This window comes from Antiquaquibacter soli, from assembly GCF_030580675.1.
Lineage (GTDB): Bacteria > Actinomycetota > Actinomycetes > Actinomycetales > Microbacteriaceae > Rhodoglobus > Rhodoglobus soli.
Genome location: NZ_JAUQUB010000006.1, coordinates 1 through 22451, shown reverse-complemented (window position 1 = coordinate 22451; position 22451 = coordinate 1). Strand labels below are relative to the sequence as shown.

Below are 22451 nucleotides of genomic sequence, written 5' to 3'. Positions count from 1 at the left end.
CGGTGAGCAGAAGCGCAGCGGTGTCGCACGTCGGCAAGATCCGCTCCAACAACCAGGACAGCGGCTACGCCGGGCGATATCTCTTCCTCGTCGCCGACGGCATGGGCGGCCACGCGGGAGGCGACGTCGCCTCCGCGATCGCCACGAAGCGCATCACCGAGACCGACAAGCAGTACGCCTCCCCCCACGACGCCGAGTTCGCCCTCAAGTCGGCGCTCCTCGCCGCCAATTCCCTTCTCGCCGAGACCGTGTTCGAGCACTCCGAGCTCACCGGCATGGGCACCACCGTCTCCGGCATCCTCCGCGTCGACGACAAGGTCGCCATCGCGCACATCGGCGACTCGCGCATCTACCTCTACCGCGACGGCCACCTCGAGCAGGTCACGAGCGACCACACCTTCGTGCAGCGGCTCGTCGACAGCGGGCGCATCACCCCGGAGGAGGCGGCCGTGCATCCCCGCCGCTCCGTGCTCATGCGCGTGCTCGGTGATGTGGATGCCTCGCCGGAGATCGACACCGCCGTGCGCGAGACCCGCCCCGGCGACCGCTGGCTGCTGTGCTCCGACGGGCTGTCGAGCTACGTCGCCGAGGAGAAGATCGCCGCGGTGCTCGCGTCCGTGCCTTCGGCTCGCGAGGCCGCCGACCGGCTGGTGCGCGAGAGCCTCGACCAGGGTGCGCCCGATAACGTCACCGTCGTCGTCGTCGACGTGGATGACACGGCCGACAACTCCCACGCCTCCCCGACCATCGTCGGGTCCGCCGCCCTCCCCCTCCAGTTCGACGGGGAGACGGAACGCCGTGCCCTGCGCCTGCCGAGCCTCCTGCTGCACCCGCTCAAGGCCACCCAGCCCGACGACAGCCACTTCGAGCCCGAGTCCGACGACTACCTCGCCGCCCTCATCGCGGAAGACCGCCGCCGTGCCCGACGCCGCCGCGTCACGTGGCTGGTGTTCCTCCTCCTGGTGATCGTCGGCATCGTCTTCGGACTCCTGCTCGGCTACCAGTTCACGCAGCGGCACTACTTCGTGGGGGTTGAGGACGGTCGCGTCGCGATCTTCCAGGGCGTGCAGCAGGACATCGGCCCGATCCAGCTCTCGCACGTCTTCGAGGAGACGACGATCGAGATCGACGACCTCCCCGCCTACCGCCAGTCGGCGGTCGAGCAGACCATCAACGCGACCGACCTCGCGGACGCGCGACGCATCGTGGAGCAGCTGTCGAATGACCGACTCCCCTAGCGCCGACGCCCGGGCGACGTTCACGTCGACCATCCGCCTCAAGCTGCGCCAGCCGGCGCGGCTGAGGAACCTCGAGCTGCTCCTCGTGATCTTCGCGATCGCGATCGTGCTCGGCGCGGTCGCCCTCGTGCAGCTCGGGGCGACGGGCGCGATCGACGCGTCGGTGCTCGCCCTCGTCGCTGGCCTCGGCGTGCTGATCCTCGGGATGCACGTGACGATGCGCATCGTCGCCCCCGACGCCGACCCGCTCATCCTCCCCATCATCACCGTGCTCAACGGCCTCGGCATCGCGATGATCTACCGCATCGACCTCGCGGACGGCGCCTCCGGGTGGGAGGCGGGGGGCATCCGGCAGATCGTCTGGACGGCGATCGCGATCGTCATCGCCATCGGCGTGCTCATCGTCGTGCGCAACCACCGGGTGCTGCAGAAGTACCGCTTCATCGCCATGTTCAGCGGCATCCTGCTCCTGCTGCTGCCGATGCTCCCCCTTATCGGCACCGAGAAGAACGGCGCCCGGCTGTGGATCGAGATCGGTCCGTTCTCGTTCCAACCCGGTGAGCTCGGCAAGGTGGCCCTCGCGATCTTCTTCGCCGGCTACCTCGTGACGGCCCGCGACTCCCTGTCCATGGTCGGGCGGAAGTTCCTCGGGATGCAGCTGCCCCGAGCCCGTGACCTCGGCCCCATCCTCGTGGTGTTCGCCGCCTCCATGCTCGTCCTCGTGGTGCAGCGCGACCTCGGAACCGCGCTGCTGTACTTCGGCCTCTTCCTTGTGATGCTGTACGTCGCGACGGGTCGCTCGAGCTGGATCATCCTGGGCCTCGCGCTCTTCGGCACGGGCGCGTTCGTCGCGAGCCGCGTGCTGAGCTACGTCGGCGGTCGCGTGGATGCCTGGCTCGACCCGTTCAACCCCGACAACTACGAGGCGATCGGCGGCAGCTACCAGCTCGTGCAGGGACTCTTCGGGCTCGCGAACGGCGGGCTCATCGGCACCGGCCTCGGCCGCGGCCGCCCCGACATCACGCCGCTCGCGGAGAGCGACTACATCATCTCCGCGCTCGGCGAGGAGCTCGGCCTCGTCGGCCTGTTCGCGATCCTCGGCCTGTACCTGCTGTTCGTCGCGCGCGGGTTCCGCATCGGCTTCGCCGGGCAGGATGACTTCGGCCGCCTCCTCGGGGTCGGCCTCGCGTTCGTCATCGCCCTGCAGGTCTTCGTCGTGATCGGCGGCGTCACCCGGGTCATCCCGCTCACCGGCCTCACGACACCGTTCCTCGCCGCGGGCGGCTCGTCGCTCGTCGCCAACTGGATCATCGCCGCGCTCCTGCTTCGGCTCTCGGACTCCGTCCGCACGCAGCCGCTGCTCGTCATCGAGTCCGACGGCGAGCCGGCCCGACTGGTGGTGGGGCAGCAGTGAACAAGGAGCTCAAGCGCATCAGCATCGTGGTCCTCGCGATGTTCGTCGCCCTCTTCGTGTCGACGACCCTCATCCAGGTCATCACCGCCGACTCGCTGCGCGCCGACGGCCGCAACTCCCGCACCCTCTACGCGAGCTACTCGGCCGAGCGCGGGCCCATCCTCGTCGACGGCCAGCCGATCGCCGTCTCCGTGCCCACCGACGACGAGTACAAGTTCCAGCGCACCTACCCGAACGCCCTGCTCTACGCACCCGTGACCGGCTACTTCACCCTCAACCAGGGCAACACCGGCATCGAGGGAGCCCTCAACGACTACCTCTCGGGCACGTCGAACTCGCAGTTCCTCGACACCATCAACGCGATCCTCACCGGGCAGAACCCGAAGGGCGCCTCCGTCGAGCTCACCATCGACCCGGTCGTGCAGCAGGCCGCGTGGGATGCGATGGGCGACCTCCAGGGCGCCGTCATCGCCATCAACCCGAAGACCGGCGAGATCCTCGCGATGGTTTCCAAGCCCACCTTCGACCCGAACACGCTCGCGGTGCACGACACCGACGCGGTCATCGCCCAATACGAAGCCCTGCTGGATGACCCGGCCGGCCCGCTCTTCAACCGCACCCTCGCCGGGGCGCTCAACCCGCCCGGCTCCACCTTCAAGCTCGTGGTCGCCTCCGCGGCGCTCGAGAGCGGGCAGTTCCAGCCGGCCTCCGAGTTCCCGAACCCCGCGCAGTTGACCCTCCCGCAGAGCGACAACGTCATCACCAACTCCGGCGGCGACGTGTGCGGCGGCACTGCGACGGTGTCGATCGCGACCGCCCTCAGCCTGTCGTGCAACATCCCCTTCGCGGAGCTCGGCCAGGCGCTCGGGCCCCAGGTGATCCGCGAGCAGGCGACGAAGTTCGGCTTCAACGAGTCCATCGACGTTCCCCTCGAGTCGACGGCGAGCGTGTACCCGCGCGCGCTCGACGAGCCGCAGACGATGCTCTCCGCTTTCGGGCAGTCGAGCGTGCGGGCATCCCCGCTTCAGATGGCGATGGTGTCGATGGCGATCGCCAACGGCGGCTCCCTCATGAAGCCGAACCTCGTGGAGAACATCATGACGAGCGACCTGCGGGTGCTGCAGCAGTTCGAGGCGGAGCAGTTCAGCCAGGCGATCAGCGCCGAAACTGCCGCCGCGATCAGCCAAATGATGGTCCAGTCGGTCGCGAACGGCGCGGCCAGTAATGCCAGAATAGACGGAGTCGATGTCGCGGGTAAGACCGGTACAGCAGAGAACGGCGAGGGTGACCCTTACACCCTCTGGTTCACCGGTTTCGCCCCGGCGAACGACCCACAGGTAGCTGTGGCAGTGGTGATCGAGAACGGCGGCGGGCAGGGACAATCCGGCTCCGGAAACGAGATCGCGGCCCCGATCGCGAAGAGAGTACTTGAGGCGGTGCTATTCGGATGAGACCCAGCAGCGGCCTCACGTTTGGGGGCAGATACCAGCTGTCCAGCCGAGTCGCCATCGGCGGCATGGGCGAGGTCTGGCAGGCGACCGACCTCGTCATCGGGCGCACCGTCGCCATCAAGATCCTCAAAGACGAGTACCTCGGCGACCCCGGCTTCCTCGAGCGCTTCCGCGCTGAAGCGCGTCACGCCGCCCTCGTCAACCACGAAGGCATCGCGAACGTCTTCGACTACGGCGAGGAGGACGGCAGCGCCTACCTCGTGATGGAGCTCGTGCCCGGTGAGGCGCTCAGCGCCATCCTCGAGCGGGAGCGCGTGCTCCCCACCGACCGCGTGCTCGACATCGTCGCCCAGACCGCGCTCGCCCTGCAGGCCGCACACGCGGCCGGGCTCGTGCACCGCGACATCAAGCCGGGCAACCTCCTCATCACGCCCGACGGCCGCGTCAAGATCACCGACTTCGGCATCGCCCGCATCGCCGACCAGGTGCCGCTCACCGCGACCGGGCAGGTGATGGGCACGGTTCAGTACCTGTCGCCGGAGCAGGCGAGCGGGCATCCCGCCTCCCCCTCGACCGACATCTACTCGCTCGGCATCGTCGCCTACGAGGCCCTCGCCGGCAAGCGGCCGTTCACGGGCGAGTCGCAGGTCGCCATCGCGATGGCGCAGATCAACGAGCAGCCCCCGCCGCTGCCCGACACCGTTCCCGAGCCGGTGCGCAACCTGGTTTACTCGTGCATCGCCAAGAACCCCGCCGACCGCCCCGCGTCGGCGGCCCACCTGGCGCGTGCCGCCCAATCGCTGCGCCGTGGGGATGTCGCGGCCGCCGCCGCGGCCGTGCCGGGCATCCTCGGCCAGATGCCGTCGTCCCCCGCCACCCAGGTGCTCGGCCAGCAGACGGCCGTCGCGACGACGGTTTTGCCGGTCAACGGCCCGGTCGACACCCCGGTGCAGCCGGAGGCGAAGCCCCGCAACCCGTGGACGTGGCCGCTCGTCGCCCTCATCTCGCTGCTCGCGGTGGTGCTCATCGGCACCCTGATCGCCCTGCTCGCCAACCCGGGCACCGCCCCCGTCGACCCGACGAGCTCGGCTCCCACGTCGGCGAAGCCGACGAGCCCGACGCCCACCCCGTCGAGCGACCGCGTCTTCCTCGACGAGAGCCAGGTGCTCGGCAAGACCGAGGCCGAGGTGAAGGCCTACCTCGACCAGCTCGGCCTCAACCTCGAGGTGCGCGACGGCCAGCAGGCGCCGACGAAGGAGCAGGAGGGCCTCGCGTCGAGCGTGAACCCCCGCGGCAACGTGCGCAAGGGCGAGATCATCACGGTCACTTTCTACACGGCCATCCCCGACCCGGTCGCGACCAAGCCCGGGCAGGTGACGGTGCCCGCCGGCCCGTACACCGCCGGCAGCGTCATCACGATCTCCTGGCCGTCGTACAGCGGATGCCCGTCCGGCTACGTGCACAGCGGCTTCAACTTCCAGATCACGAACGGCACCGCCTCCATCGGCAACGTCGTTCCGGCGAGCACGACGAGCATGGATGTCACGCTCGGCTCCGCGGGCGACACCACCATCGCCTACACCGCCGTCTGCACGGAGTTCGAGTCCCCCGCATCCGACCCCGTGACGATCACAGTCGAGTGACAGACTGGCCGTGGGCCTGACGGCTACACTGGCAGAGGTATTGTCGCGTTCCCCCGAGGAGAGCTTTCGTGACCGATGACGTTGCGCGTCTCATGCGACAGCTCGCGGGGCGCTACGAACTCGGCGAGCTGATCGGCCGCGGCGGCATGTCCGACGTGCACGTCGGCATGGACACCCGCCTCGGTCGCCGCGTGGCGATCAAGCTGCTCAAGCCCTCACTCGCGAACGACCCCGCCTTCCGCACCCGCTTCCGCCGTGAAGCGCAGGATGCCGCGAAGATGGCCCACCCCACGATCGTGCGCATCTTCGACGCGGGCGAGGAGTCGGTGCGCGAGGCGAGCGGCGCCGAGACGCTCGTGCCGTTCATCGTCATGGAGTACGTCGACGGCCGACTCCTCAAAGACATCATCGCCGAGGGCCCCGTCGAGCCCGCCGAGGCGGCGCGCATCGTCGAGCAAGTGCTCACGGCCCTCGAGTACTCGCACCGCGCCGGCGTCGTGCACCGCGACATCAAGCCCGGCAACATCATGATCACCTCGAGCGGCCAGGTGAAGGTCATGGACTTCGGCATCGCCCGGGCCATCTCCGACTCCTCCGCGACGATCGCCGAGACTAGCGCGATCGTCGGCACCGCCCAGTACTTCTCGCCCGAGCAGGCGCGCGGTGAGACGGTGGATGCCCGCACCGACCTCTACTCGACCGGCATCGTGCTCTTCGAGCTCCTCACCGGCCGTGCGCCGTTCCGCGGGGAGAACCCCGTCGCCGTCGCCTACCAGCACGTCAACTCCGAGGCGGTGCCGCCGAGCTCGCTCAACCCGCAGGTGTCCCCCGCGATGGACGCCGTCGTCCTGCGCGCGCTCTCGAAGGACCGCTTCGAGCGCTACCAGAGCGCGAGCGACTTCCGCCAGGACCTGGAGCGCGCCGCCGCCGGCCAGGTGCCGGTGCGCAAGGAGCTCGCGGTCAACGACTTCAACGCGACGCTCTTCGGCGTGAACCCCAGCTCGGTCGCCGGCAGTGAGGCCGCGCTGCGCCAGCTCACCGTCGACAACGACGAGCGCCTCGTGCGCACCCAGAACCGCCCGCCCGTGGCCTGGATCTGGGCGGGCATCGCGAGCATGGTCGTCATCATCGCGGCCGTCATCTTCTGGACCTTCAACCTCGCCCCCGCCGACCTCGCGAGCAACACGTCGCGCGTCGTGCCCGACGTCGTCGGCCAGTCGTACGAAGACGGCGCCGCCGTCATTGAAGAGGTGGACCTCCTTCCCCAGCGGTTCACGGAGGCCAGCGAGTCCGTGCCCGAGGGTGCGATCATCCGCACCGACCCCGCCGCCGACACGACCGTCGCACCGGGCACGCAGATCAAGGTCTATGTATCCCTGGGCGAGACCCCGGCGATGGTGCCCAACGTCAACAACCTCCTCGAGGCCGACGCGATCGCGCAGATCCAAGCCAAGGGGCTCGTCTACGGCACCACGACCCAGGAGTACTCGGCCGACGTGCCGACGGGAGTGGTCATCCGGTCCGATCCGGAGGGCGACGCGCAGCGGCGCACGGATGGGACGATCATCCGTGAAGGCGACACCGTCAACCTGTTCGTCTCCAACGGCCTCGTGCAGGTGCCCGACCTCACCGGTCGCGCCGTGGGTGAGGCGCGCTCCATCCTCGAGGGACTGAAGCTGCCGATCACCCCGCAGGTCGACCTCGGCTGCGGCGGAAACGTCGTCGCCGCTCAGTCCGCCATCGGCGACGTGCCCCAGCGCACCCCCATCACGATCCGAGTCTGCGGCGGCGGCTAGGCGCCCGCCGCTCCCTGCGGCCCGCTGCCCGACCCCGGGAAGGGAGCACCCCGCCCTACCCGCGCGCTCGCCCTACCCGCTCGCCCGCCATACCCGCTCGCCCCCCATACCCGCGCGCCCGCCATACCCGCGCGCCCGCCATACCCGCGCGCCCGCCCTACCCGCTCGCCCCCACGGGGTCCCTCCTCCGCCCGAAAAGACGGAGATTCGGGGCATCCGCCCGCGGTCCTGCGGAAAGGCGCACACCTGCCCCGCGATCTCCGTCTTTTCGGAAGCCGCGGATGCGGTTGGCAGATGCGGATGCGGCCGAACGGGCGAAGAAGGGAACGGGCGAAGGAGGGGGCGGGCGCTGCTACAGCTTGACGAGGGGAGTGAGGCCGCGCGCGGTTTCGGCGGCCTCGGGGAGTCCCGCCGCCGCGAGCCAGTTGCCGAGCATCCGGTAGCCGCCCTCCGTCAGCACGGACTCGGGGTGGAACTGCACGCCGTGAATGGGCAGGCTCTCGTGACGCAGCCCCATGATGACGCCGCCCTCGGTGCGCGACGTGACGATGAGGTCGCTCGGCACCGTCGAGTCGACGACGGCGAGCGAGTGGTAGCGCGTCGCCGTGAACGGCTGCGGTACTCCGTCATAGAAGGCGCTGTCATCGTGGGTGATGAGGGACGTCTTGCCGTGCATGAGCTCCTCGGCGTGAGTCACGACCGCGCCCATCGCCTCCGCGATCGCCTGGTGGCCGAGGCACACGCCGAGCAGCGGCTGACCCGACTCGAGCGCCGCCTTGACGATGGGGATGCTCACCCCCGCGTCAGCCGGAGTCCCCGGGCCCGGCGACAGCAGCACGGCGTCGTACTCGCTCACGGCGTCGGCGGCCGCGTCCGCAGGGAACGCGTCGTTGCGCACGACCGTGGTCTCCGCACCGAGCTGCAGGAGGTACCCGTTGAGGGTGTAGACGAAGCTGTCGTAGTTGTCGACGACCAGTACGCGCATCAGCCGCCCTCCACGGTCACATCACCTTGAGGGATCAGTGTATTGACGAATGGGAACACCCAGAACGTGAGCGCGTAAAGGATGGCGGCGACCGCCACCACGAGGATGAGCACGCGCACCCACCACGGCCCCGGAAGGACCCTCCACAGCGCCCCGTACATCAGCCCGCCGCCGCCGCCGCCTGGGCCTGAACGAGGCCCGCGATCTCCGGCGGGGGTCCGCCGGCGCGGGGGTACCAGGTGTCGTACACGCCGTACGAGATGATGCGCTCCGCCGCGGTAAGGGGCGGGTTGCAGCTCGTGATCGTGATGATCCGGTCGGTCGGGGTGCCGTCGGGCAGCTGCGGCACGGCCTCGAGCACCTCGACGCCGGTGGGCATGACGAACTCGTGCGACCGGTACACGTAGCGGTACCAGCCATCCGGAGTCTCGATGTAGATGCTGTCACCCACCTCGAGGTTCACGATGCCCTCGAGGGGCGCGCCCCACCCGGTGCGGTGCCCGGCGATGGCGAAGTTGCCGACCTCGCCCGGCATCTGGGTGTCGGGGTAGTGGCCGAGTCCCTGGTTGAGCACGTCGTGCACGCCGATGCCCTGGCGCAGCGTGCGGACCCAGTCGGCGCCGAGGCGCGGGATGATGACGTTCGCGATGACTTCGGCGTTACCGGGGGCGGCCATCGTCGGCGGCGGACCCGGGTCGGGGCGGTCCACCGGGGCGGGCGCGAGGCCCTCACCCTTGTCCCACTCCTGCGAGACCTCGGCGGCCTGGTGCTGCTGCTCGTTGCCGACGATCTTGTCGTTGATCCAGATCTGCCAGCCGAGGAACATCAGAACGACGACTCCGGCGGTGATCAGCAACTCGCCGAGCACTCCGACGACGCTGAGCTTCGGGCGGGGTTTTGCGGCGACCGCCGCTCCCTCCCCGAGTTCCTGGGGGGCCTTCGGCACTCGGGGTGCGCGCTTGTTCCCCTTCTGCGCCTCGAGCTCGGCCTTCTCGGCGAGCCGGCGGGCGACTCGGCCGCCCTCCACCGGCACGCGCTCGACGGAGGTGCCGATCAGCGCATCCACCTCGGTGCCGGGGACTCGCGCGACGTCGCTGCCGGGGAGCCGCTCGACCTCGGTGCCGGGGACTCGCTCAAGGGCAGAGCCCGCGACGGTGTCCGCGGTCGGCGCAACGGCCTCCGACTCACGCCGCGCGGCGTTCTCGGAGTCGTCGTCGGCGCCGAAGTTGAACAGGCGCTCCAGATCGTCGGACATGGCTAGATTCTAAGGTCAGATTGCTGGATGCGTACCGTGAGTGGGCCTCAGCGCCGGGCCCGCGTTGCGCACCATCGGCTACAATCTCCGGCATGGCCCGTACTGCACGAACCAAGCCCGAGCGCCCGGTGTCGACCGGCGAGTCCGCCCCGAACCCGGTGTGGTTCAAGCCCGTGATGTTCGGCTTCATGCTGCTCGGACTCATCTGGATCATCGTGTTCTACGTGAGCCAGAGCCAGTTGCCCATTCCGGACCTCGGCAGCTGGAACATCCTCATCGGCTTCGGGATCATGTTCATCGGGTTCCTCATGACCACGCGGTGGCGCTGACGCCGCTCCCCCACTTCAGGGGTGGAACTACACGGCTGTAGTTATACCCACTGTGGAATCACCTGTGGATAAGTCCGACCTGTGAGCCGCGCGGCTTAGACGAGGACGCCCACCACGGTGAGGGCGAGCAGTGCGGCAACGACGCCGCCGACGAGCACGAGCTGGAGCATCCGTTGACTCGGATGCCGCGTGCGCAAGAACACGAACGCTACCGCCGCTCCCGCGACCAACCCGCCCACGTGCGCCTGCCACGAGATATTGAGGTTCGGCAGGAATCCGATCACCAGGTTGAGCGCGATCACGATGAGCAGCTGGATGTTGTTCCCGCCGAGCCGCCGCTGGATCACGAAGAACGCACCCAGCAGACCGAAGATCGCGCCGGATGCCCCGAGTACCGCCGACGCCGGAGCGAGCAGCAGCACCGCCACCGATCCGCCGAACCCGCTGATGAGGTACAGGGCGAGGAACCGCCCCCTCCCGAGGAGCCGCTCCATGATCGGCCCGAAGATGAACAGCGAGTACATGTTCAGCAGAATGTGGATGATCGACCCGTGCAGGAACATCGCCGTGATCATCGTCCACGGCAGGATCGCCGTGTACACCGGGCGGTAGACGCCGAACGTGGTGACGTAGTCCCGCACGCCCGGGATGTTCTGCAGGATGAACACGATCACGCACAGCGCGATGAGCGTGTAGGTGACGACCGGCTGGGTGCCGCCGGGTCGGAACGCCGTCACGATCGCCGGCTTACGGCGAGGGATGCTCGCGCGCCCCTCCTTCACGCACTCCGGGCACTGCACCCCCACCGCCGCTTGCGTCTGGCACTGCGGGCAGATGGTGCGGCCGCAGCGCTGGCAGAGGACGAAGCTCTGGCGGTCGGGATGCCGGTAGCAGTAGTTGCTCGACCGGCCCGCTGAGTCGCTCACCGATCAGACTTCGTCGACGGTGACGCTCTCGATCACGACGTCCTTGAGGGGCTTGTCGCGACCGTCGGTCTCGACCGCCTCGATGGCGTCGACGACCTTCTGCGACTCGGGGTCGGTGACCGCGCCGAAGATGGTGTGCTTGCCCTGCAGCCACGGGGTGGGGACGGTCGTGATGAAGAACTGCGAGCCGTTGGTGCCCTTGCCGCCGCGGAGGCCGGCGTTGGCCATCGCGAAGAGGTAGGGCTGGTTGAAGGTGAGCTCCGGGTGGATCTCGTCGTCGAACTCGTAGCCGGGGCCGCCGATGCCCTGACCGAGCGGGTCGCCGCCCTGGAGCATGAAGTCCTTGATGATGCGGTGGAAGATGACGCCGTTGTAGAGCGGGTCGGTGGTCGTCTTGCCCGTCGCCGGGTGCGTCCACTCCTTGGTGCCGGTGGCGAGGCCGACGAAGTTCGCGACGGTCTTCGGGGCGTGGTTGCCGTAGAGCTCGACCTTGATGGGGCCGTAGTTGGTGGTGATGGTCGCGACCGCGGTAGCAAGAGACATGGCGTCAATTCTTGCATGTCATGACAGGATGGGAGAGTTCGTCGAAACGACCTTTGGAGGTTTCGCCATGGCACTATCGCGCAAGCGTCAGAAGGAGCTCAACCGGCTGAAGAGCCAGGCTGAGGACCTGTGGGAGGACCAGAAGGACCTCCTCGACCACGCGTCTCGCGTGGTGCGCGAGGCCAGCCGTCAGGCTGCGAACTACACGCGCGAGGAGGTCGCGCCCCGCGTTCGCGACACGTTCGAGCACAAGGTCGCCCCGGCTGTGGGAGCAGCCGGCACGGCTGCCCGGAACGCCGCGGGGGGTGTCCGCGACAAGCTCGTCGAGGACGTGCTGCCCGCGATGTCCTCCGCCCTCGGCACTGCTCTGGCGGCTATCGAGGTGGCGAAGAACAAGCAGGTTCGGGATGCGATCGCGCGGGCATCCCGCTTCGGCACCGACCTCGGCCAGAAGGTGGGCATCATCGAGCCCCCGAAGAAGTCGGGCCCGGGCAAGTACATCCTCATCGGCTTCGGAGTCGTGACGGTCGCGGCGATCGCGTACGCAGCGTGGCAGACGCTGCGCGCGGACGACGACCTGTGGATCGACGACGAGCCCGAGGCTCCGCCGGCGAGCTAGCCGACAGTGGCCGACGAACCCGCAGAGCCGGTCGCTGAAGTAGTACCTGAATCGGGGCCCCCGCATACCGAGGCCGCCCGACCCGGATTGAACGCAGTGGCGTGGATCGCAGTGGTCGGCACGGTACTCGGAGGCACCGCGCTGATGGCGGTCGCCGATCAACGTCCGTCAGCTGCGCCCCAGAATGCTGCAGAAGCCTTCCTGCCGCCCGACGGTTCTGCCTCGGAGCTGACGTATAGCACCGGCGAGGAGTGGATTCTCGAGTCCGCTTTCGGGACCGGTCCGCAGATGCTGCTGCAGCTGCCTTCGTACGCGAGCGCCCACCAGTTCAACCTGGCCGACGTCAACGCCGAGGGCTACAACACGGATCGCTACTGGCGGCAGACCTGGAGCGACGTCTCCGGCGAGCGACCCCAGCTCACCGAGCTCTACGAACTCGATGTCGACGGGGTCAGGATGCTCACCCTCACCGGGGGCGAGAGCGGGTTCAGCTTCGAGCCGGGGCTGCTCTCGCTTCCCGCGGACATCCACGACGGGTCGACGTGGTCGAGCGAGGGCTTCGCCCTGCCTCAGCAGCTCATCGAGTACCGCTCGACCGGTTCGGCGAAGGCCGGGCCGGACGGATGCCTCGTCGTGCAGCTTGATGTCGTCTACACCGACCCGGATGCTGCGGACGCCGTTCTCCTCGAGTCCGCGGACACCTCGACCTGGTGCCCCGGCCGCGGCGTGGTCGAGTCGGAGTACACCACCGGCGGAGAACCCGGCACGTCGGCGACGCGGCCGCTGCCCGAGGACCGTCGGCTCGAGTCATCCGCTGCCTCTCCACGCGTCGACCTTCTCGCGCTCGCGGATTCAGCGGCGCAGGATGTTTCGCTGCTCGTGCGCGATCCGCTCTTCGGCGAACAGGACTTTCCCGGCACAACGGATGGCACGGTCGCGGCCACCTCGGACGGGGCGGTGGTGTTCGCGTCCACTCGGGACCTCCTCGCCTATCGGGCCGCGGCTCCCGGCGAGCCGTCCGTTCGGGAGTGGGTCGCGCACCCCGGCGGGACCATCACGACCCTCACCGCGATCGGCGACGTGGTGCTCGTCGGCACCACGGACCGCGCGATCCAGGCCTACGACTCAGCGGGGCGACGGGGGTGGACCGCTCGATTCGACGACGTCGTGCTCGCGCCTCCCGTGCCGGACGGCCGGGGCGGTGCGCTGATCCTGTCCGTGGACGGCGAGCTGCGCCGCGTATCGCTGGGGGACGGCTCTACGACCTGGTCGACCGGCCTGGGCGGGGACAGCGCGATCGCGCCCGCAGTCGGCGACGGTGTCGTGGTCGCGATCAATGACGCCGAGGACGCTGCGATGGTCTACGACCTCGACGACGGCACCCTCCTGTGGTCGCAGGCCGTCGAGCGTCCGTCCCTCGCTGCGGTTGTCGACGGCCGGGTGATCGTGGCGAGCTACGCGGGCTCGGTGCTCGCGTGGGATGCCACGTCCGGCGAAGCGCGGTGGTCGTCCGGATACGTCGGGATACCTCGGGCGATGACCGTGCTGGGCGACACGATCGTGGTGGCCGGCTCCGACATGACCGCCGGGTATTCGCTAACGGGCGCAGTGCGCTGGACCATCGACGCGAGCGACCGGCTCCTGTCGGACGGCACCCTGGTTGCGCTGCTGGGCCCGGGTGCTGTGCGGCTCGTCGATGAGAACGGATCGACCGTGACGACGTGGATGCTCGATCCAGCACGATTCGCCACAACCATGGACATCCTCGCGGTCCCCGGCGGCTTCTGGGTCACCTCGAGCTCCTTCGAGGTCCAGGAGGTGAGGACGCCATGAGCGATGTCCGTCCGGGAATCGCGGGCGGCCTGTGGGCCGCGCTCATCCTGCTCGTGACCAAGGTCGTCGTCGAGCCCATCCGCGAGGGCCGACTCCGGGATGTCCGCATTCCGCTCGGACTGCGCCCTGTCGTCGTGGTGGCCATCGCGGGGTACAGCGTCGCCGTACTCCTGATCGTGGGGGCGGGCGTCATTCGATCGACGTTCGAGCTCTTCTCCCAGGCCGCGTCGAGCATCTCACCCGTCCCGCGTTTCTCGATCTGGCTGCTGTTTGTGCTGATGGCCCTCGCCCTCTCGATCGGTCAAACCGGTGCCATCCATGCGCGGGCGTGGGTGCGCTGGGCAGTGACTGGCTACACCGTTCTCGCACTCGGCTTCCTCGGCGCACTCGATACCGAAGGCGGCCAGGTGGGGCGTGTCGTCGCATTCGTCACCTCGCTGGGGCTGGTGCTCCTGGTCGCCCTTCGGGGTCACCGGTCGTTCGTGTGGTGGGAGTTCCCCATCGTCGCGGCGCTGGTGTTCGGGTCGATCGGCTCAAGCATCCTGTTCATCTCGTCGCGGGGGGCGACCACCGGGTTCGACTTCGTGCCACTGCTGTTCGCAACTGTGCTCGGAGCCATCGGTACGCTCGCTGCGCCCCTGACCATCGCATCGGGCGCCGCGGTCGCGGAACTCGCCGTCTCGACAGCGACGTGGATCGCCGGAGCTTTCCGCGACCGCACCGCTCGAACGGTGCTCATCATCGCCCTCGCCCTCGTTGTCGTGTGGCGAGTCTTCGAGCTCGTGCCGGCGGTCGGACGCGTCATTGACAATCCGGAGGGGGAACTCGTGACGCTCGCAGGTTCGGTGGGGTTCCTGGGCGTTGCCGGGGCCGGCTGGTTCATCATCGGACGCCTGGCGCGGGAGGCGCCCGCCCCGACCGTCACCGTCCTCGTCAAGGCACTCTCCACGGTTTCCCTCCTCATCGCCGCCTTCCTCACACTCATGGTTCCGATCGGCGTACTCAGCACGATCGGCGGAGTGCTCCCCGTATTCGGAGTCCCACTCGAGGTGTCCGCGGCCATCTCGGTCGTCACCGGGATTCTCAGCTCCTCGGTGGCACTCGCCATTGTGCGGATGACGCTCGGGGCGGTGCTCGTTGTGCTCGCGTTCGTGCTCGCGCGCCGCGGTCGACGGGGCACCCCCGAGATCTTCCTCGCGGTCGGCATCGCGAGCCTCGTCGGAGGCGTGCTCGTCCTCGTCAACGGACCGGCCCTGTGGGCCGGCGACTCGCTCGCCCTCATGGCGACACTCGCCGCGTTGGCGCTCCTCGTGTGGACCGTGATCACCAGGCGCGCCACGCTCGACCGGTTGGCTGGGATCACCGCGACGCTGCTGCTGGCTGCACTGTTCGCCCACGCCGACTTCCTGTCCGACCCGCTCGGGGCGATCCTCGGCTCGACCGCTGTCGCCGCCGTTCTAGTCGGACTGGCGTGGTCGCTTCTCACGGGAAATGCTGCCGCGAATGAGGGCAGCCCCCACTACCCTCGACCCTCGCGTGTTCTGCTGCTGCTTGCCAATGCACTGCTCGCGGTGACCACCCTCGCCTTTGTCGCACTGACGCGCGACACGACCAGCGCCTTCGACCTGTCGGTCTTCGCGGAGCTCGGTGCGATCACGTTCGGCTATCCGCTCATCGTGGTGTCGTTGCTTGCGGCTGTGACCTCGAGCATCCGCGACCGGCCTTTCGCCTGACGACCCGCGCTACGCCCTGGTCGACTACCGCTGCCGCGAGTACCGCAGCTGCGCGAGCCCGCTGGGGTAGCCCTCCACGCCGTCGAGCTCGAGCGGGAGCCGCGGCAGCCCGAGACCGAACAGCGGGATGCCCCGCCCCAGCACGACCGGGATGATCGAGACCACCAGGTCGTCGATGAGGTCGGCGGCGAGGAACGACCGGATGGTCGCGCCCCCGTCCACGTAGATGCGACGCACTCCTTCACCGCCGAGGCGGGCGACGAGCTCGGCTGGCTCCTCGGACGAGAACTCTTCGCCGTGCACCGAGGTGCGACCGGGTGAGCTAGTCAGCACGATGAGTCGCTTACCCGTGTACGGCCACTCGGGAAAACCGAGGCCGACCTCGTAGGTGGCGCGGCCCATCACGATCGCGTCGATGGTGTCGATGAAGTCGCCGTACCCGTAGTCCTCGCCCTCGCGCTCTACGGACTCGAGGAAGCCGAGCCCGTCACCCTCCTCGGCGATGAAGCCGTCGAGACTGGTGGCGATGAAGACGGAGCACTGGGGGTTCACGGGCTCATCCTGCCCGCCCCGACCGACACTGCGGCGGGACCGCTTGCTCGCACGCCCGAGCAGGAGTACTTTCATCCTGAAAGTACTGAGAGGCGACGATGGCGCGCAAAGTAGACCCGGATGCGGGCAGCGACGAGCTGCGCCTGCCGTACGAGTCCGACGTGCTCGCTGCCCTCGTGCGCATCATGACGGTGCTCGGGTCGGCAGCGTTTCAGCGCGAGTTGGCGTCGGCTCCGAGCATCCCGGATGACGCGAACGCGATTCCCGCACTGTACGGAATCGCGACTCTCGGCCCCCGGCGGCCGAGTTCGCTCGCGGCCTACCTACACGTGTCGGCGCCGACCGTCAGCCGCCTCGTGGAGAAACTCGCCGCCGCGGGACTCGTGACCCGGATGCCCGACCCCGACGATTCCCGGGCGAGCCTCGTTGCCCTGACCGCCGCCGGAGCCGAGGTCACCACGGACCTGTTCCGCGTGGGCGACGCGCTCATGGGCGAGCTGCTCTCGAGCTGGAGCGACGACGATCGCTCGCGCCTAGGCATCCTGCTGTCCCGTCTCGCCGCCGACCTGTCGCCGCGCACCCCCTGACCCCGCTCGAACCCGTCCACCCGAACCGCACGCACCGCACGAACCGCACGAAGGAGCAACACCATGGGCACCTACGCCGTCACCGGATCCGCCTCAGGAATGGGCAAGGCAACCGCCGACCAGCTGCGGGCGGCGGGGCACACCGTCATCGGCGTCGACCTGAAGGACGCCGACGTCACCGCCGACCTCTCCACGAGCGCGGGGCGCTCCGCCGCCGCCGCCGAGGTGCTGAAGCTCGCCACCACCGGCCTCGACGGTGCCGTGCTCGCCGCGGGACTCGGCCCCGGCCCGGGCGACTCGCGGTCGCGCCTCATCATCGAGGTCAACTACTTCGGCGTCGTCGACCTGCTCGCCGCCTGGCGCACCGAGCTCGCGAAGTCGGGCAACGCGAAGGTCGTGATCTTCTCCTCCAACTCGACGACTACGACCCCGGTGGTGCCGGGCTCCACCATCAAGGCCCTCCTCGCGGGCGACGCCGAGAAGGCCATCGCCAGTGTGAAGAGGTTCGGCAAGAACGCGTCGGCGTTCGCCTACGCCGGCTCCAAGATCGGTGTGAGCCGGTGGATGCGCCGCAACGCCGTCACCGCGGAGTGGGCGGGGGCGGGCATCCGGCTCAACGCGATCGCGCCGGGAGCGATCCTCACGCCGCTGCTGCAAGCGCAGTTGGATGACCCGGAGCTCGCCGGCGCCATCGAGGGCTTCCCCATCCCGCTCGGCACTTACGGCCAGGCCGACCAGATCGCCCAGTGGGTGGTCTTCATGCTCTCCCCCGCCGCCGACTTCATGACCGGAAGCCTCGTCTTCGTCGATGGCGGCACGGATGCCCTCTACCGCAGCGACGACTGGCCCGTCACCGTATCCCTCACCAAACTGCGCCGCTACCTCCGCATCACCAAGGAGTTCAACGCCCGCAAAGCCGCGGCCCGCGCAGCGGAGGGGTAAGGGCGGAGGGGCGCACCGCCTCGCGGCCGGACGGTGCCGAGGTCAGGTCCGCCCGCGGCCGCGCGCGCTCTCGACGAGTGGATTGGGAAGTGGCTCCCCAGGTGTGCCTCGGGTTGGTTTACGTGGCCCTCTTCCTGAGCGGGGATCGAAACAGGACCTGGATTGTGATTGGCCGCGACCAGCCCGTGGTGTAGATGTCCACCGAGGCCGGGGTGCCATTTACAGCCCGGGCGAGGCCGCGCAAGTGCGCGGTGGCATTCGACTCGACGTCGGATGCGGTGCCGAGCAACAGCCCAACGACCTCTATTGCTTCCTCGCCCGCGCTGATAGTCGACCGGTAGCCGTAAAGGGAGTACTCACGCAATACCTGAGCCTCCGCAGAAAAGGGACCGCGAGTCGTTCCTTCTGAGGTGGTGGAAGGTATCCCGCGGGAGACAAGTGCTGCTTGCAGCGAGCCATCGCCTGAGAGCGTGCGCGCGAAGACGACAACGGGACCCTCATTCGAGTCGACCACGAAGTCGAATATTTCCTGGACCCGCGCATAGCTCTTCTTGAGGTACGTCGCGACTACGTCCGGTGCAGGTGCGCCCTCCAGCATGAGCACGTAGTAGTCGGCGACCCTCGAGTTCCCACCGGCCTCTATTCGAGCTACCCGTGCCCCTTTGAATGTACGTCCGTCATAACTCTGAGTCGCGACAAAGCGGCTCCAGCGAAAATCATCGTCCAAGTGGTTATTCATGCGATTTCTCGAGTTGCTTGCAGCTGTACCGCTGACCCGGTGGGCACTCGCCGTAGCGCACACGATAGGCGCGTATCCTCAAATACTCGACCATGCGAGCCTCAAAATATCCCACCCTAGTAGCAATCTCGCGAGCCAAACACGGAGAGCCATAGTGCTCTTCGCATCTAGGCAACTGAGAATTCGGGCGAGTTAGCAAGTTGACCTGGCTCGTTATACCAATCTTCCAAACCGCGCCAGAAGACACATTGAAGATCTCGTATACCGAGTAGTTCTTGTCACTACGCCATGAGGTTCGTTGTGGTCGAGGTACAGCGAGCGGCACAGCTTTCGCGATTTCCACTACCGCGGCAATCACTGCGATGACGACCACGGCGACCACGGCGATGACCATCAACTGGAGGAGATATGCCTCAAGGACCCCAACCGCAATCACGGCTGCGATTTCGCCCGTCAGATCAGACTTGTTAAGGGGGTCTGCCGGGTAGTCGTACGCATTGGTCACGCCTCCCTCGACCGGGTCCACGGATAGGAAACGCCCGAGGGCGGCCACATAGACGCGTACTCCCATTTCGATGGAGGCGATGGATCCGGCGTGCTCGTAGAGTTTCTGGTGTTGCCCGACCCAGGAGTGGTCGGCTTGCCCGTCGGTGTTGTCGGCGACCGTGTCGTCGGCGATGGTGGTGCCGATCTTCCCGTCTGCGGCAATCGGCTGCCCGAACGGGTCGAACTTGAACCGGTCACCAGTGCGGATGCCGTCCTTGTCGGCGGTGAGGACGACGTCGCCGTGGAGGTTCGGGTACGACCACACCTGCTCCGTGGCCGAGGTTGCGGTGATCTGCACGCCACCTGGCAGCGACAGCATGTAGTCGACACTGCTGCCGGTCTTCGTCGCGAACAGTCCCGACGCGGAGTACAGGTACTGCGTCCTCACCGCGGCCGCCGTGCCGACCTTCTCCGTGCGGGACACGACCCGGCCGGTGGCATCGCGCACATACGTGATCAGGGTGGTGACCCCACCACCGACGACCGAGGTCTTCATGTGCCGGTTGGCCGAGTCATACGTCATGGACTGGTTGCCCAGCGTCGTGATGTTGCCGTGGGTGTCGTAGTAGATCGTCGCCGGCGCCCCCGTCGTCGACAACGCCGCACCCAGTACTGGGTTCGCCCCCGGCTGCGCGACCACCGGAGTCGACCCCACCAGCCGGTCGGCGTAGTCGTAGCAGTACTTCACATCCGTCACCAGCACACCGTTGAATGTGTCGGTGAAGCGGGTGCGGTTACCCGACCTGCCCGCCTTGTTGTTCACACACCCGGTGGTGTCCGCATACGAGTACCCGAGCGTGTGACCCGGGATGATCGCCTGTGTGAGTCGACCCGCCGCGTCATACGTGTAGGTGGAGACATCCGTCACCCCCCGATCAGTGACCGTGTTGCGCATGATCCGACCCGACTGCGACCGCACCACCGACTCCGCCACCGACTCAGATGTCACGGTGTCTGACGAGACAGCACCATCGGCCTCGGTCCAGGCATCCTGAACCACCGCAACATCATCAACCAGCACGCTCGAATCCGACGTCGGCGAACCGGTGGAGAACACCACCTCGTTGGAGGTGGCCGTCGCGATGAACTGGCACGTCACCGGCGCAGTGTTCGTGACAGGGGCACGCCCGCATCTCGGCAAGCATTCAGCTAGGCCGAGAGACCGGCTATTGGTCTCGACCGGCTACGAAGCCGAGGACAACCGACACCGCCGATACGATCGCGAATAGCACGAGGACTACCAGGACGAACCTGCGAAAGTTTGCGCCGTCCACCTCATCCAGCGGGAATATCGTGCTGAAAACCGCGAGCATGTAGATGGAAAAACGACGGTAATTGAACAACGCAACGACACTGAGCAACAGAAACACAAATCCAAAGATCACGTGACGTCCTCAAAACCATTGTTCGGTGTGATCGTAGGTAACGCTGCAACCCTCACTAAAGCCTAGCTGCCCCCCGAGCTCATAGAGCCTCCGCCCTGGAAATATGCCCTACCCCCCGCTCCTCCACCAATATCGGTGTCGAAGTTCAGCAAAGTTACGGTGAACCGCCGACAGCACACCACCATGAGCGGTCGACGATGTCAGCTCACCCGACGACGGAACCCACGACGCGTAACCGGGCGGCTCTCGTCTGGTCCGGTGGCAGTAGAACCTGGGACAGGTCACACAAAATGCATCCCGTGCGACCAGGCCGTGAGGGGCCGCGTAACGCCCGTTCGTCCTCATGCGTCGGCTTCGTCACCGCCCCAAGAGCGGCGGAAAGCCGCGATTAACAGTTCTCATTCAGTACGTCAAGTATCTGTGGGTCTCCACCTAAACCGACCATCGCGCCAGGAGGACTCGGCCCCGCAACGTCGAATTGCCCGGTCCAGAATCACAAGCACCGGGACAATGGCGACGCACGCGATCAGGCATCCCAGGAAGATCGAAGGCGCTGCGGTAACGAAGAGGAAGAGGCCAACAGTGGGAGGGATCGCTGCAACAGCCAACACCCTTTCAATAACTCGGTAGCGCCTCACCTCTGTCGATGGTGTGCTGCTCATACGAACCTCATCCTCCCCCCGCCGCCAGCGCCACCCGACGAACCTGTACTTGCACTCGATCCTCCGCCCAACAGAAGTGCGGCGGCCCCTATTGCTAGGCCAGCCTGCACCTTACGGTTGGTCAAGACTGGCTTGATAATCAATTCCTCGATCGGCTCCTCAACATATCTGTGCATTGCGTACATTGTCAGGCCGCCGCTGACGTAGTCGAATGCCTCTTCCGGTCGCGTCTTGTGGCTAACCGCCACATCGAGCATGAAGTGAGGCAGCACGCCGAAGAGGAGCCCGAATGCCGCACCGGCCGCCAAAGGGCAAGCTATGCCGGCGGTCCCCGCGCACGCCGCCGCAGTTGCGGCTACCACCACAACTGTCAACGCCGTGCCGAGGATGATGTGGGCAATGTCGCCGACCGTGAACAAGCCGGGAATGACTTCGTCTTCCCACCCCAGAAACATCCCGGTCAGGTCGAAGCCGTTGATTGGGTCCGCGGGGTAGTCGTACGCGTTCATCACCCCACCTTCGACGGGATCCACGGACAGGAATCGTCCGAGCGCGGCGACGTACACGCGCGCGCCCATTTCGATGGAGGCGATGGATCCCGCGTGCTCATAGAGTTTCTGGTGCTGCCCCACCCACGAGTGGTCGGCTTGCCCGTCGGTGTTGTCGGCGACGGTGTCATCAGCGCCGGTGGTGCCGATCTTCCCGTCCGCTCCGATGGGCTGTCCGAACGGGTCGAACCGGTACCGGTCGCCGGTGCGGATACCGTCCTTGTCTGCGGTCAGGATGACGTCGCCGTGCAGGTTCGGGTACGACCACACCTGCTCCGTGGCCGACGCGGCGGTCACCTGCACCCCGCCGGGGAGGGACAGCATGTAGTCGACACTCGACCCGTCTTGGTGGCGAACAGTCCCGACGCGGAGTACAAGTACTGCGTCGTCACCGCCGCCGCCGTCCCGACCTTTTCCGTGCGGGATACGACCCGGCCGGTGGCATCCCGCACATACGTGATCACCGTCGTCACCCCACCATCGGTCACGGTGGTCTTCATGTGCCGGTTCGCCGAGTCGTACACCATCACCTGGTTGCCCAACGTGGTGGTGTTCCCGTGGGAGTCGTAGACGATCGTCGCCGGCGCCCCCGTCGTCGACAACGCCGTGCCCAGTACCGGGTTCGCCCCTGACTGCGCGACCACCGGGGTCGATCCCACGAGCCGGTCGGCGTAGTCGTAGCAGTACTTCACATCCGTCACCAACACACCGCCCACCGTGTCGGT

20 protein-coding genes are annotated in these 22451 nt (G+C 67.5%); 11 read left to right on the top strand and 9 right to left on the bottom strand.

All coding sequences use genetic code 11. From position 1 onward, the window contains the following. Positions 1–2 precede the first annotated feature (2 nt). The 5 genes from Q5716_RS14840 to pknB all read left to right on the top strand — a co-directional run bounded on the left by Q5716_RS14840 (position 3) and on the right by pknB (position 7542). A complete protein-coding gene (locus tag Q5716_RS14840; protein ID WP_305003935.1) occupies positions 3–1238 on the top strand; it encodes a PP2C family protein-serine/threonine phosphatase in 1236 nt (411 codons plus the stop codon). Then, positions 1222–2652, top strand: coding sequence for an FtsW/RodA/SpoVE family cell cycle protein (locus Q5716_RS14835; RefSeq protein WP_305003934.1), 1431 nt, complete (start codon positions 1222–1224; stop codon positions 2650–2652). Before Q5716_RS14840 ends, Q5716_RS14835 begins: the two co-directional genes overlap by 17 nt. Further along, positions 2649–4103, top strand: a complete 1455-nt coding sequence (locus Q5716_RS14830; RefSeq protein ID WP_305003933.1) for a peptidoglycan D,D-transpeptidase FtsI family protein — start codon at positions 2649–2651, stop codon at positions 4101–4103. Before Q5716_RS14835 ends, Q5716_RS14830 begins: the two co-directional genes overlap by 4 nt. Next, positions 4100–5746, top strand: coding sequence for a protein kinase domain-containing protein (locus tag Q5716_RS14825; protein ID WP_305003932.1), 1647 nt, complete (start codon positions 4100–4102; stop codon positions 5744–5746). The genes Q5716_RS14830 and Q5716_RS14825 overlap by 4 nt, the downstream gene beginning before the upstream one ends. Positions 5747–5838: 92 nt before the next feature. Further along, positions 5839–7542 carry a Stk1 family PASTA domain-containing Ser/Thr kinase gene (gene pknB / locus Q5716_RS14820; RefSeq protein ID WP_305004013.1) on the top strand — a complete coding sequence of 568 codons (1704 nt, stop codon included), beginning with the start codon at positions 5839–5841 and terminating at the stop codon, positions 7540–7542. 352 nt (positions 7543–7894) lie between these two features. Here pknB and Q5716_RS14815 read toward each other — a convergent pair whose 3' ends face one another. Continuing rightward, positions 7895–8530, bottom strand: a complete 636-nt coding sequence (locus Q5716_RS14815) for an anthranilate synthase component II (protein WP_305004012.1) — start codon at positions 8528–8530, stop codon at positions 7895–7897. 157 nt (positions 8531–8687) lie between these two features. Continuing rightward, on the bottom strand, positions 8688–9782 hold the full coding sequence (locus tag Q5716_RS14810) for a class E sortase (RefSeq protein WP_305003931.1): 1095 nt from the start codon (positions 9780–9782) through the stop codon (positions 8688–8690). Positions 9783–9874: 92 nt separating this feature from the next. Between Q5716_RS14810 and Q5716_RS14805 the strand changes: the two genes are divergently transcribed. Further along, a complete protein-coding gene (locus Q5716_RS14805) occupies positions 9875–10111 on the top strand; it encodes a cell division protein CrgA (protein WP_305003930.1) in 237 nt (78 codons plus the stop codon). Between the two features lie 95 nt (positions 10112–10206). Here the strand turns inward: Q5716_RS14805 and Q5716_RS14800 are convergent, their stop codons facing one another. Together Q5716_RS14800 and Q5716_RS14795 are read right to left on the bottom strand one after the other, a co-directional pair. Further along, the gene (locus Q5716_RS14800; RefSeq protein WP_305003929.1) at positions 10207–11037 is read right to left on the bottom strand and encodes a rhomboid family intramembrane serine protease; all 831 of its coding nucleotides are present in this window, start codon (positions 11035–11037) and stop codon (positions 10207–10209) included. Positions 11038–11040: 3 nt separating this feature from the next. Beyond that, complete coding sequence (locus Q5716_RS14795; RefSeq protein WP_305003928.1) at positions 11041–11580, bottom strand: peptidylprolyl isomerase; 540 nt, start codon at positions 11578–11580, stop codon at positions 11041–11043. 67 nt (positions 11581–11647) lie between these two features. Here Q5716_RS14795 and Q5716_RS14790 point away from each other — a divergent pair, with 67 nt between their 5' ends. From Q5716_RS14790 to Q5716_RS14780, 3 genes are all read left to right on the top strand, one after another. Continuing rightward, positions 11648–12199, top strand: a complete 552-nt coding sequence (locus tag Q5716_RS14790; RefSeq protein ID WP_305003927.1) for a hypothetical protein — start codon at positions 11648–11650, stop codon at positions 12197–12199. Positions 12200–12295: 96 nt separating this feature from the next. After that, entirely contained in the window at positions 12296–14032 is a 1737-nt protein-coding gene (locus Q5716_RS14785; RefSeq protein ID WP_305003926.1) for an outer membrane protein assembly factor BamB family protein, read from the top strand. Continuing rightward, positions 14029–15765, top strand: coding sequence for a hypothetical protein (locus Q5716_RS14780; protein WP_305003925.1), 1737 nt, complete (start codon positions 14029–14031; stop codon positions 15763–15765). Before Q5716_RS14785 ends, Q5716_RS14780 begins: the two co-directional genes overlap by 4 nt. 24 nt (positions 15766–15789) lie before the next feature. Here the strand turns inward: Q5716_RS14780 and Q5716_RS14775 are convergent, their stop codons facing one another. Beyond that, entirely contained in the window at positions 15790–16317 is a 528-nt protein-coding gene (locus Q5716_RS14775) for a dihydrofolate reductase family protein (protein WP_305003924.1), read from the bottom strand. 98 nt (positions 16318–16415) lie between these two features. On the opposite strand from Q5716_RS14775, the gene Q5716_RS14770 reads away from it, so the two are divergent. Next, positions 16416–16904, top strand: coding sequence for a MarR family winged helix-turn-helix transcriptional regulator (locus Q5716_RS14770; protein WP_305003923.1), 489 nt, complete (start codon positions 16416–16418; stop codon positions 16902–16904). A 63-nt stretch (positions 16905–16967) separates the two neighbouring features. After that, a complete protein-coding gene (locus Q5716_RS14765; RefSeq protein WP_305003922.1) occupies positions 16968–17846 on the top strand; it encodes an SDR family oxidoreductase in 879 nt (292 codons plus the stop codon). Between the two features lie 118 nt (positions 17847–17964). Here Q5716_RS14765 and Q5716_RS14760 read toward each other — a convergent pair whose 3' ends face one another. The 4 genes from Q5716_RS14760 to Q5716_RS14745 all read right to left on the bottom strand — a co-directional run. Next, positions 17965–18444, bottom strand: a complete 480-nt coding sequence (locus Q5716_RS14760; protein ID WP_305003921.1) for a hypothetical protein — start codon at positions 18442–18444, stop codon at positions 17965–17967. Positions 18445–18577: 133 nt separating this feature from the next. Further along, positions 18578–20230 (bottom strand): RHS repeat-associated core domain-containing protein, encoded by a 1653-nt coding sequence (locus Q5716_RS14755; protein WP_305003920.1) that lies wholly within the window; start codon positions 20228–20230, stop codon positions 18578–18580. A gap of 944 nt (positions 20231–21174) precedes the next feature. Next, positions 21175–22050 (bottom strand): RHS repeat-associated core domain-containing protein, encoded by an 876-nt coding sequence (locus Q5716_RS14750; protein ID WP_305003919.1) that lies wholly within the window; start codon positions 22048–22050, stop codon positions 21175–21177. Beyond that, on the bottom strand, positions 22020–22451 hold a 432-nt coding region (locus Q5716_RS14745), incomplete at its 5' end, for a hypothetical protein (protein WP_305003918.1). The genes Q5716_RS14750 and Q5716_RS14745, both read right to left, overlap by 31 nt.

Excerpts from the sequence above, each read along its gene's own strand:
- Q5716_RS14835 (WP_305003934.1), top strand. The coding sequence starts at position 1,222 with ATGACCGACTCCCCTAGCGCCGACGCCCGGGCGACGTTCACGTCGACC.
- Q5716_RS14825 (WP_305003932.1), top strand. The coding sequence starts at position 4,100 with ATGAGACCCAGCAGCGGCCTCACGTTTGGGGGCAGATACCAGCTGTCC.
- pknB (WP_305004013.1), top strand. The coding sequence starts at position 5,839 with ATGCGACAGCTCGCGGGGCGCTACGAACTCGGCGAGCTGATCGGCCGC.
- Q5716_RS14810 (WP_305003931.1), bottom strand. The coding sequence starts at position 9,782 with ATGTCCGACGATCTGGAGCGCCTGTTCAACTTCGGCGCCGACGACGAC.
- Q5716_RS14805 (WP_305003930.1), top strand. The coding sequence starts at position 9,875 with ATGGCCCGTACTGCACGAACCAAGCCCGAGCGCCCGGTGTCGACCGGC.
- Q5716_RS14795 (WP_305003928.1), bottom strand. The coding sequence starts at position 11,580 with ATGTCTCTTGCTACCGCGGTCGCGACCATCACCACCAACTACGGCCCC.
- Q5716_RS14790 (WP_305003927.1), top strand. The coding sequence starts at position 11,648 with ATGGCACTATCGCGCAAGCGTCAGAAGGAGCTCAACCGGCTGAAGAGC.
- Q5716_RS14780 (WP_305003925.1), top strand. The coding sequence starts at position 14,029 with ATGAGCGATGTCCGTCCGGGAATCGCGGGCGGCCTGTGGGCCGCGCTC.
- Q5716_RS14770 (WP_305003923.1), top strand. The coding sequence starts at position 16,416 with ATGGCGCGCAAAGTAGACCCGGATGCGGGCAGCGACGAGCTGCGCCTG.
- Q5716_RS14765 (WP_305003922.1), top strand. The coding sequence starts at position 16,968 with ATGGGCACCTACGCCGTCACCGGATCCGCCTCAGGAATGGGCAAGGCA.
- Q5716_RS14760 (WP_305003921.1), bottom strand. The coding sequence starts at position 18,444 with ATGCTGGAGGGCGCACCTGCACCGGACGTAGTCGCGACGTACCTCAAG.
- Q5716_RS14750 (WP_305003919.1), bottom strand. The coding sequence starts at position 22,050 with ATGCTGTCCCTCCCCGGCGGGGTGCAGGTGACCGCCGCGTCGGCCACG.